Here is a 9804-nt window from a genome sequence, read left to right as displayed (position 1 = left end):
AGGTCCTGCCACCCCGAGAGGGTAGCTGTTCGCTCCGCCCTACGACCGCAGAAATCACCCACCGTCACTGCTCCACAACCTTTGATCCAGATCCCGTTCCAGACCGTGCCGCCCCCGTTCCAACCGGTAAGTGGGACGGGGGCGGCGCGAAAGCGAGAGCGGCGCCTACCTGCGGCAGACCTGGGCGTCCCGGATGTCGACCGGCAGGACGGGCTTGCCGTCCACGGGCGGCGTGGGGCCGTCGGGCTCCGGCTGGATTCCGCCCGCGGCGATACGGTCGAGCGCGGCGAGCCCGGCGGCATCCACCGCGCCGAAGACCGTGTAGTTGGGCGCCAGGCCAGAATCGCCATAGACCAGGAAGAACTGGCTGCCGTTGGTGTCCGGCCCGGCGTTGGCCATGGCCAGCACGCCCCGCGCGTACGTCTTGCGCACTCCGGTCGGGTCGCCGGGCCACGGCGGCAGATCGGTGGGCAGCTCGTCCTTGTACCGGTAGCCCGGCCCGCCCTCGCCGGTGAAGCTGGGGTCGCCGCACTGCAGCACCTTCAGCCGGTCGTACGCGGTGAGCCGGTGGCAGGAGGTGGCGTCGTAGAAGCGGTGACGGATCAGGTGCACGAAGCTCTGCACAGTGCACGGCGCCTTGGCCGGGTCGAGGGTGAGCCCGATGTCGCCGTGGTTGGTCTTGAGCACCGCGGAGACCGGACGGTCGGGGGTGCGGCGCGGGTCCGGCGGCAGCGGCACCTTGCGCACGGCCGGGTCGTCGGGGGTCTCGGTGTACGCGCACGGCCCCTTGGTCGTCCTCGGCGGACGGTCCAGGGCCGTCGCGGAGGCCGGCATCGCGGCGGCCGCGACCAGCGCGCCCGTCGTGACTGCGGATAACGCGGCGCGGGCCGCGAGTCGTACCAACGCTCTGCCGGACATCGTGTCCTCCACTGCGTGATGATCGCCGGGCTTCCTGTGGTCTAGTCGATCTGACCCGCTCAGTCAAGACCATGGCCGCACGGCGTCGGCACCGCCCCCACGCAACGTCCGCGACAGTCGAAGTCCAACCCCGGGTTGATGCGCCCGGAGCGCGGTTCGCCTGCTGGCACGTCCAATCCCGAGTTGACGCGCCGGGGGCGGGTTGGCCTGCCGGGTGCTTTTCCGCGTCGCACCCTTTGTCCATCGGATTACTCGGCCTCTGGTGCGGGTCTGAGGGCACGCTTCCGGCGGGCTGCAGCGGCGTGGTGTGAGGGTCTCGAACAAGGGTGAGGGCCTTCGGCTCGATGCGGATTGCGCCAGCAAGCACCGGGCCGAAGGCCCTCACGGCCCCACCGTAACGCGCCCGCCGTCCGGGCGGGCGCCTACGCCGAGATCCCACGTAGGCGCGTTTCGTAACCGTTGGCTGTGCGTCCTCGCCGAAGGCTTACCTATGCCGATGTCTTGTGGATTCGGTCGCGCCGTTGGGTGTTAGGGCCTGGCGCCTCAAGCGGGACGGGGTAACGCTTGTTCTCGCTGGAGGGGCGATTCATGGTGGGCCGCGGATGGGGTCTGGGCATGCGGCTTGGCCTTGGACTCGTCACGAGTGGTGGCCGGCCGTGTGGGAGGCCGTGCGACTTGCATCATCGTGAGGCGGGACTGTGGCCTCATCGGCTCGCGCGGACGCCGAATCGCTTTGGGGCAGTCGCCTGGCCAGGGCGTTCTGGTTCGGTGGATTCGGGAGCTGTGCGGGGCTTCTGGGGTTGTCAGCATGGGGTTTTCGGAGCGGGCATGGTGAGGTCGGTGAAGTAGCGGTTCATCAGGTCGCGGGCGCAGGTGTTGAAGCCGTAGAGAGTGTGGCCGGGGCCGTCGTGGCGGATGGTGGCGCTGCCGGGGACGGCGGCCAGGGCGCGTTCGACCGCGTCCGACTCGCCCCAGGCGCCCGCGCCCAGGATGGGAGGTACGCCGTTCGGGAGGGGGGCGGGTGGGTTGGTGACCGGGACGGGCCAGCCGATGCAGCTGAGGGTCGCCGATGCCAGGGTGTTGGCGGTGCCGGTGAGAGGGGCGATCTTGCGGAGTCGGGCGTCGGCGGCGGTCAACTCCTTGAGGGTGGTGTGGCGCGGCCAGTCGAGGCATTCGGTGACGGGGGTGGACTGGTCCGGGTAGCGGGCGCCGCCGGCCGGGACGAAGTCGGAGGCGTCGCCCTTGTCGTCCGCCTTGCGGATCGCGCGTGCCAGGGCGGGCCAGGCCGGTGTGCCCTGGCGGGCCATGAAGAGGGCGAGGGACTGCAGGTCGCGGGCGTCGTACGCCAGGTTGGCCGTCGTGGTGGGGATGGGCTTGTGGCGGGCTCGTTCGGTCAGTTTGCGCCAGAGGCCGGGGACGTCCTGGCAGTCGTGGGTGGCGCACCAGGTGAAGAAGCGCCGCATCGCCTCCTCGTTGGACTTGGCCATCTCCTCCAGTTCGCGAGACCAGTCGGCGGGGTCGTGGTTCCAGGTGCCGTCGAGGACCATCGTGCGGATCTGGCCGGGGAAGAGCCGGGCGTAGTCCTGGCCGTAGAAGCCCGCGTAGGAGGCGCCGTAGTAGTTGAGCTTCGCGCCGCCCAGGGCCTTCCTGATCGCCTCCATGTCTCTGGCCTGGTCGGCTGAGCTCATGTTGGCGAACAGTTCGGGGTCTTGGTGGCGGCAAGCCTCGGCGTAGCCGCGGTTGGTGTCGGACAGGCGGCCGAAGTCGGCGTCGTCCCGTGGGGATTCCGGGATGGGGATGCGGGTCCAGACGCATGTGAGGCCGGTGCTCAGGCCGCCGAACTGCTCGCCGTAGCCGCGGGTGTCCCAGGTGACGATGTCCATGCGGTCGCGTAGCCGGGCCCACCAGTCGGGGAAGGCCTGGGTGGTGGCGATGCCAGGGCCTCCCGGGCCGCCGTAGGCGACCAGGACCGAGCCTTCGGAGGTGCCCGTCGCCTTCAACCTGCCCAGCTTCAGTGTGATCTTGCGGCCGTCGGGTTTGCGCCAGTCGACCGGGACTTGGAGGTCGGCGCACTCCATGCCGATCTTGTCGTTGGGGCAGGGTCGCCAGGTCAGGGACGATTTGGCGGTCGGGTTGGGGGGCTGGGCTGAGGAGGGGCCGGCTGCGGCCATGGCGGGCTGGCCGCTCAGCGCCAGCAGGGCGGCCAGGATCGTGGCGAGGGGTTTCGGCATGCGGTCATGATTGCGGCGCGGGGGGCGGGATCGCGTCGGACCAGGGTCTGGTCTTGAAGGAGGGAAGTCCTACCACGGGTTGTCAGACCGTGGTCTGGCCGGTGTCACGCCCTCCCGGCAGCCCCTGCTACGGACCACGGAGAGCGTTGCCCGGAGGGCTTTCCGGCCGGACCTTTGGTGGCCCGGGGAGGCTGTCCTGTTTGAGGAGGTATGGGGGCCGGCCGAGGGGCGAGGAGGTCCCGCTGTCGATCAAATGGCCGGGCAGTTCGGGATCGCCAGGGACGGCCTGGGGGTGCTCTGCGAGAGGCACGAGGCCGTCGTCGTACGGGTGCGCTAGCCTGCCGGGATGCGGCGGATTCTGGTGGCGGGCATCAGCGGGGCGGGCAAGTCCACGCTCGCGCGGGCGCTGAGCAGCCGTCTCGCCGTGCCTCATCACGAGATGGACGGCCTGTACTTCGCCGGGCCCGGCTGGGCGGTGAACAAGGCGTTCCCGGAGCGGGTCGCCGAGATCGCCGGGACCTCGGCCTGGATCTTCGACTCCTTCGGCTATCCGGAGGTGCGCGACCTGCTGTGGGAACGTGCCGACACCGTCGTCTGGCTCGACTATCCGCGCCGGGTGGTCATGCCGCGCGTCCTGCGGCGTTCGCTGCGCAGGACGGTTCTGCGCGAACCCGTCTTCAACGGCAATCGGGAGACGGTCGCCGGATGGTTCCAGAGAGATCATCCGGCGTGGTGGGCGTGGTCGCAGCACGCGTCGCGACAGGCGGAGATCCGGCGGCGCACCCGCGATCCGCGCTTCGCGCACCTGCGCGTGCTCCGCTTCACCAGTACGTACGCGGCGGCGGTCTGGCTGCGGTCGGTCCGGCCGGTCTGACGTCGGGCAGCCTGTGTTCGCCGGGTGTGCAGGCGCTGGGCGACTGCCCGTTCGCCGATGCCGAGGAGGGGCGGCGGCAGGCGGAACAGCAGCGCGAGGCCATGGCGGCGGCGGTGGGCAAGGCCCGCCGACGCCAGGCGGACGGCCTGATCCGCGCACGTCGTGGAGGCGGCCCTGCAGGAGTCCGGGCTGTCGTGGACGTTCATCCGGGCGGGGATGTTCGCCACCAACACCCGCTGGTGGTGGACGCGGGCGATCAAGGGCGGCGGGGACGGAGAACGTCCCTGAGACCTCGGTCATCGTGGAGAGGCTCACCGGGCGGCCCGGTCAGACGTTCGCGGAGTGGGCGCGAGATCACGCCGCCGACTTCCGCTGATCGCTGGGCGTCCGAGGTTCGGCCCACGTGGCTCGGCCTGGGGTTCATGGTGTTCACCGTCCTGGGGCTGGAGGACGGGCGATAGGCGGCTCATCGCGGGCCCGGCGGGTCGCGATGATCGTGCTCCAAGGGCTGTCGTGGAAGCAGGGGGTGACGCTCGGCGGGACCAGGATCTCCGGACCTGGTCCCACCGGCTGTCGTTCGCGGTCGTAGCGGGATCTCCGCCTCCCCCGCCGACTACGGGCGCCTCTTCGGCGCCGGCGGGGCGGCCGGGTTGCGGAACGTACTGATCGGTGCGGTCAGACGTGGGCGAGCAGGACGGCCGGGTTCTCCACGCAGTCGGCCACGAAGCGCAGGAAGCCGCCTGCCGCGCCGCCGTCGCAGACGCGGTGGTCGAAGGTGAAGGACAGTTGGGTGATCTTGCGGGGTACGACGGCGCCGCCGTACACCCAGGGGCGGTCGATGACGCGGCCCACGCCCAGGAGCGCCGCCTCCGGGTGGTTGATGATGGGGGTGGAGCCGTCCACGCCGAAGACGCCGTAGTTGTTGAGGGTGAACGTGCCTCCCGTCAGCGCGGCCGGGGGCAGGCCGCCGGAGCGGGCCAGGGCGGTCAGGCGGGTCAGTTCGGCGGCCAGTTGGGCCGTGGTCATGAGGTGGGCGTCGCGGACCACCGGTACGACGAGGCCGCGGTCGGTCTGGGCGGCGAAGCCCAGGTTGATGTGGCCGTGACGGACTATCTCGGCTCGCTCGGTGTCGACCGAGGAGTTCAGCTCGGGGAAGCGGAGCAGGCCGGCCACGCAGGCGCGGGCCAGGAGTGCCAATAGGCCGATGCCCAGGTCCGGGTTGGTCCGCCGGAGGGTGTCGCGGATGGTGATCAGGTCGGTGGCGTCCACGTCCACCCAGGTGGTGGCGTCGGGGATCTCGGTGCGGCTGCGGGTCAGCTTGTCGGCCACCGTACGGCGCAGGCCACGCAGGGGGACGCGCTCCGCCACCGGCGCCGCCGCGGCCCCGGGGCGGGAGGTCACGGGATCCGCCGTCCGGACCGCGGGCGGGGCGTCATGGGCGGGAGCGGGGGTGGCGATGGCGTGTTCGACGTCGCGGCGGAGGATCATCCCGTGGGGGCCGGTGGGGAGGACGGCGGTGAGGTCCACGCCGTGCTCGCGAGCCATCCGGCGGACCAGCGGCGAGATCACGCGAGGCGCACGCCCCGGCCCGCTCGACGCCGAAGGCGCGGGCACGGGCGCGGGCGCAGACGCGGGCACGGGCGCAGACGCGGGTGCGCGGGTGGCGGTGGGGGGAAGGGGGCTGGTGGGGCGGGGGCGGCGGCGGGTTCTGGGTGGGGTGCCGGTGGTGCCGTAGCCGATCAGGACGTTGCCCGAACCGGCGCGTTCCTCCTCCCGGTACCGCGCCGCCGCCGAATCCTCCGCCCGGTTCTCCCCAGGGTCCTCCGCCCGGTTCTGCGCCTCGGACCCGACCTCGATGAGGGGCTCCCCCACCGCCACGACCGCGCCCGCCTCGGCGTGCAGCCGCAGTACGGTCCCCGCGTACGGCACCGGCACCTCCACCGCCGCCTTCGCCGTCTCCACCTCCACCACGATCTGGTCGATCTCCACCGTGTCCCCCACGGCCACCTTCCACTCGACGATCTCGGCCTCCGTCAGGCCCTCGCCGAGGTCGGGCAGCCGGAACACCTGCCGCGCGGCGGTCGCCGTCATGACGCCTCCCGGGTGAGGTGCAGGAGGTCGGGCTCGTCGTCGAACTGGAGCCGGTCCACGGCGTCGAGGACGCGGTCCACGTCGGGCAGGTGGGAGTGTTCCAGGATCGGCGGCGGGTACGGGATGTCGAACCCGGTGACGCGCAGCACCGGCGCGGCCAGCGAGTGGAAGCACCGCTCCTGCACGCGGGCGGCGATCTCCGCCCCCACCCCGGCGAACCCCTGGGCCTCCTGGATCACCACGCAGCGCCCGGTCTTACGCACCGAGGCCACCACGGTCTCGTCGTCGAACGGGACGATCGTCCGCAGATCGACCACCTCCAGCGAGAGCCCGTCCTGGGCCGCGGCCTCGGCGGCCTGGAGCGCCACCGGCACGCTGGGCCCGTAGGCGACGAGCGTCGCGTCGCGTCCCTCGCGGCGGACGGCCGCCCGGCCGAACCCGGCGGCGCGCCGGTCCGCGGTGGACGTCTCGTCCTTCGACCAGTACAGCCGCTTGGGCTCCATGAAGATCACCGGGTCGGGGTCGGCGACGGCGTCGCGCAGCAGCCAGTACGCGTCGTCGGCCGTCGCGGGCGTCACGACCTTGAGCCCCGGCGTGTGGGCGTAGTACGCCTCGCTGGAGTCGCAGTGGTGCTCGACGCCGCCGATGCCGCCCGCGTACGGGATCCGGATCACGATCGGCAGCGACAGCCGCCCGCGGGTGCGGTTGCGCAGTTTGGCGACGTGCGAGGCGATCTGCTCGAAGGCCGGGTAGGCGAAGGCGTCGAACTGCATCTCGATCACCGGGCGGAAGCCGCCCATGGCCAGGCCCACGGCCAGGCCCACGATCCCCGCCTCGGCCAGCGGCGTGTCGAAGCACCGCTCCTCACCGAACTCCTTGGTGAGCCCGTCGGTGACGCGGAAGACGCCGCCGAGCGGGCCGACGTCCTCGCCGAAGACGAGGACGCGCTCGTCCTCGCGCAGGGCGTCACGGAGGGCGGCGTTCAGCGCCTGGGCCATGCTCAGAGCGGCGTTCGGGGTGGTCGGGGTGGTCGGGGTGGTCGCGGTCATCTCAGTCCTCCCGCGCGGTCAGCTCGGACGCCAGCAGGGCCCGCTGCTCGTTCAGCTGGGGCGTCGGCTCGGCGAAGACGTGGTCGAACAGCTCGAAGGGGTCGGCCTCGGGGTCGGCGTTCATCGCGTCGCGCAGGCGGGCGGCGTACTCCTCGGCGGCCTTGTGCGCGGCGGCGACGTCCTCGGCGCCGAGCAGGCCGCGCCCGCTCAGGTACGTCTCCAGCCGGGCCAGCGGGTCGGCCGACTCCCACTGCTCGACCTCCCGGCTCTCGCGGTAGCGGGTGGGGTCGTCGGCGTTGGTGTGGGGGTCCATGCGGTAGGTGTGCGCCTCGACGAGGAACGGGCCGCCGCCGGTCCTGGCGTGCGCCACGGCGGCGTTCAGGACCGACAGCACGGCGACGAGGTCGTTGCCGTCCACCTGCTCGGACGGGATGCCGTAGCCGATGCCCTTGTAGGCCAGCGCCGGGGCCGCGCTCTGCTTGGCCAGCGGCACCGAGATGGCGTACTTGTTGTTCTGGACGAGGAACACGACGGGGGCGCGCAGGACCGCGGCGTAGTTGAGCGCCTCGTGGAAGTCGCCCTCGCTGGTGCCGCCGTCGCCGATGAAGGCCATGACGACGCCGTCCTCGCCCTTGCGGCGCATGGCATCGGCCATGCCGACCGCGTGGATCGTCTGGGTGGCCAGCGGCGTGCACTGGGGGGCGACGCGCGTGGCGGCGGGGTCGTAGCCGCAGTGCCAGCCGCCGCGCAGCAGGGTGAGCACCTCGACCGGGTCGAGGCCGCGGGAGACGAGCGCGACCGAGTCGCGGTAGGTGGGGAACAGCCAGTCGTCCTCGCGCAGCGCCAGGACGCCGGCGATCTGGCAGGCCTCCTGGCCGCGGCTGGAGGGGTAGACGGCCAGCCGGCCCTGCTTGGTCAGCGCGGTCGCCTGGCGGTCGAACCGGCGGCCCAGGACCATCCGCCGGTACGCCTCCACCAGGTGCTCCCCGGTGGGCTCGGCGTACCCGGCGGGCGGCTCGACGGCGGTGCCGTCCTCGGCGACGAAGCGCACCGGCTCGGGTGAGGGCAGCAGGCCCTCGACCATCCGCGGACTCCTCCTCACGGACATGGCGACGCTCACTTTCTCTGGACGTTTGTGAGGGAAAGCGTCCGCTTCCCGAGCCATCCGTTCAAGACATCAGGCATGATGAGCGACAAATGGATTCATTGAGGACTTCGGGAGGGCCAATTGTCGGCCAACGAGGGCATCGAGGGTGGCTGGCCGGGACGTTCGGCCGCGAACCTGGACGGGGTGGACCGGGCGATCATCGCCGAGTTGCTGCGCGACGGCCGGATGTCGATGCGTACCCTGGCCGAACGCGTGCACGTCTCGCGCGCCAACGTCTACGCCCGGCTCACCCGGTTGATGGACGACGGCGTGATCACCGGCTTCACCGCCGAGCTGGCGCCGCACCGGGCGGGCCTGGGCACCAGCGCGTACGTGTCGGTGACGATCGAGCAGAACTCCTGGCGCCAGGTCACGGCCAGGCTGCGCGAGACGCCCTACGTGGAGCACTTCGCCATGGTCGGCGGCGACTACGACGTCCTGGTGCTGGTCAGGACGCCGGACAACGCGGCGCTGCGGCACGTGGTGCTGGAACGCATCCAGGACATCCCGGGGGTGCGGGCCACCCGTACCTGGCTGGTGTTCGAGGAGGCCCGCGGCCGGGGCGCGGAGTGGGGGGCACACGAGAGCTGAGGCGGCCACACCGGCCACACCGGCCCCTCCGGAGCACACGAGAGCCGAGGCGGCCCCCAGGCCCCCACGGCGAAGGGGGCCGGTCAGCGGTTCGTGAAGGCCAGGGGCGGGTCAGCGCCCCTCGAAGGTGGGTCTGCGTTTGGCGAGGAACGCCTCCACCGCGCCCGCGTGGTCGGCGGTCAGCCCCAGCCTGGCCTGCGCGCGGGCCTCGGCGGCGAGCACCGTGCCGAGGTCCTGCTCCCACCCCTGCGCGATGAGCCGCTTGGACTCGGCGTAGGCGGCGGTCGGCCCGGCGGCGAGCCGGGCGGCGAGCTCGCGTCCCGCCATGCACACCTCGGCCCCCGGCACCACCCGCCCCGAGACGCCCCACGCGACCGCCTGCGCGGCCCCGAACGGCTCACCGAGCAGCACCAGCTCCTTGGCCCTCGCCTCGCCGACCGCCCGCGTCAGCGTCAGCGACAGGCCGGAGTCGCAGGTGAGCCCGACCCCGGCGAACGCCGTGGCGAGCTTCGCGTCCTCGGCCAGGACGCGCAGGTCGCAGGCGAGCGCGAGGGCCAGCCCGGCGCCGACGCAGGTGCCGTTTACGGCGGCGACGACCGGCTTGGGCATCGTGGCGAGAAGCCGCACGACCGGCGCGTAGTCCGCCTCGACGGTGTCGAAGGCGTGGCCGGGGTCGGCGCGCAGGGCCTCGGCGTGCTCGGCGAGGTCCTGGCCGACGCAGAACGCGCGGCCCGCGCCGGTCAGCAGCACGGCCCTGACCGAGTCGTCGGCGGCGACCTCCTCCAGCGCCCGGCGCAGGGCCCTCTTGAGCCCGTCGTCCAGGGCGTTGCGCCGGTCGGGGCGGTTGAGCGTCACCACGGCCACGGCGCCGTCGTGTTCGAGCAGGATCGGGGTGTCGTCCAC

9 protein-coding genes are annotated in these 9804 nt (G+C 72.3%); 3 read left to right on the top strand and 6 right to left on the bottom strand.

The features are described 5' to 3' along the window. Positions 1-165 precede the first annotated feature (165 nt). Both ACIHAD_RS21835 and ACIHAD_RS21830 read right to left on the bottom strand, forming a co-directional pair. Positions 166-918 carry a peptidylprolyl isomerase gene (locus tag ACIHAD_RS21835; RefSeq protein ID WP_397356368.1) on the bottom strand — a complete coding sequence of 251 codons (753 nt, stop codon included), beginning with the start codon at positions 916-918 and terminating at the stop codon, positions 166-168. An 803-nt stretch (positions 919-1721) separates the two neighbouring features. Further along, a complete protein-coding gene (locus tag ACIHAD_RS21830) occupies positions 1722-3149 on the bottom strand; it encodes an alpha/beta fold hydrolase (RefSeq protein WP_397356367.1) in 1428 nt (475 codons plus the stop codon). A 346-nt stretch (positions 3150-3495) separates the two neighbouring features. Between ACIHAD_RS21830 and ACIHAD_RS21825 the strand changes: the two genes are divergently transcribed. Beyond that, a complete protein-coding gene (locus ACIHAD_RS21825) occupies positions 3496-4023 on the top strand; it encodes a hypothetical protein (protein WP_397356366.1) in 528 nt (175 codons plus the stop codon). A 162-nt stretch (positions 4024-4185) separates the two neighbouring features. After that, a complete protein-coding gene (locus ACIHAD_RS21820) occupies positions 4186-4311 on the top strand; it encodes a hypothetical protein (RefSeq protein ID WP_397356365.1) in 126 nt (41 codons plus the stop codon). A 387-nt stretch (positions 4312-4698) separates the two neighbouring features. Here the strand turns inward: ACIHAD_RS21820 and ACIHAD_RS21815 are convergent, their stop codons facing one another. From ACIHAD_RS21815 to pdhA, 3 genes are read right to left on the bottom strand one after another with little or no spacing between them, the layout of a single operon-like run. After that, positions 4699-6114: a dihydrolipoamide acetyltransferase family protein gene (locus ACIHAD_RS21815; protein WP_397356364.1), complete on the bottom strand. Its 1416-nt coding sequence runs from the start codon at positions 6112-6114 to the stop codon at positions 4699-4701. Then, a complete protein-coding gene (locus ACIHAD_RS21810; RefSeq protein ID WP_397356363.1) occupies positions 6111-7163 on the bottom strand; it encodes an alpha-ketoacid dehydrogenase subunit beta in 1053 nt (350 codons plus the stop codon). The genes ACIHAD_RS21815 and ACIHAD_RS21810 overlap by 4 nt, the downstream gene beginning before the upstream one ends. Position 7164: 1 nt before the next feature. Further along, positions 7165-8247, bottom strand: coding sequence for a pyruvate dehydrogenase (acetyl-transferring) E1 component subunit alpha (gene pdhA / locus ACIHAD_RS21805; RefSeq protein WP_397356362.1), 1083 nt, complete (start codon positions 8245-8247; stop codon positions 7165-7167). A 144-nt stretch (positions 8248-8391) separates the two neighbouring features. Between pdhA and ACIHAD_RS21800 the strand changes: the two genes are divergently transcribed. Further along, complete coding sequence (locus tag ACIHAD_RS21800) at positions 8392-8901, top strand: Lrp/AsnC family transcriptional regulator (protein WP_397356361.1); 510 nt, start codon at positions 8392-8394, stop codon at positions 8899-8901. Between the two features lie 111 nt (positions 8902-9012). On the opposite strand, the gene ACIHAD_RS21795 is transcribed toward ACIHAD_RS21800, so the two are convergent. Further along, positions 9013-9804 (bottom strand): enoyl-CoA hydratase/isomerase family protein, encoded by a 792-nt coding sequence (locus tag ACIHAD_RS21795; protein WP_397356360.1) that lies wholly within the window; start codon positions 9802-9804, stop codon positions 9013-9015.

It is taken from the genome of Nonomuraea sp. NPDC052265 (assembly GCF_044547985.1).
Taxonomy (GTDB): Bacteria; Actinomycetota; Actinomycetes; order Streptosporangiales; family Streptosporangiaceae; genus Nonomuraea.
The sequence above is the reverse complement of the archived record's forward strand: the minus strand, read 5'-3'. Positions and strand labels throughout refer to the sequence as shown.

Coding starts and splice junctions, on each gene's coding strand:
- ACIHAD_RS21835 (WP_397356368.1), bottom strand. CDS start 918: ATGTCCGGCAGAGCGTTGGTACGACTCGCGGCCCGCGCCGCGTTATCC.
- ACIHAD_RS21810 (WP_397356363.1), bottom strand. CDS start 7,163: ATGACCGCGACCACCCCGACCACCCCGACCACCCCGAACGCCGCTCTG.
- ACIHAD_RS21830 (WP_397356367.1), bottom strand. CDS start 3,149: ATGCCGAAACCCCTCGCCACGATCCTGGCCGCCCTGCTGGCGCTGAGC.
- ACIHAD_RS21815 (WP_397356364.1), bottom strand. CDS start 6,114: ATGACGGCGACCGCCGCGCGGCAGGTGTTCCGGCTGCCCGACCTCGGC.
- ACIHAD_RS21825 (WP_397356366.1), top strand. CDS start 3,496: ATGCGGCGGATTCTGGTGGCGGGCATCAGCGGGGCGGGCAAGTCCACG.
- pdhA (WP_397356362.1), bottom strand. CDS start 8,247: ATGGTCGAGGGCCTGCTGCCCTCACCCGAGCCGGTGCGCTTCGTCGCC.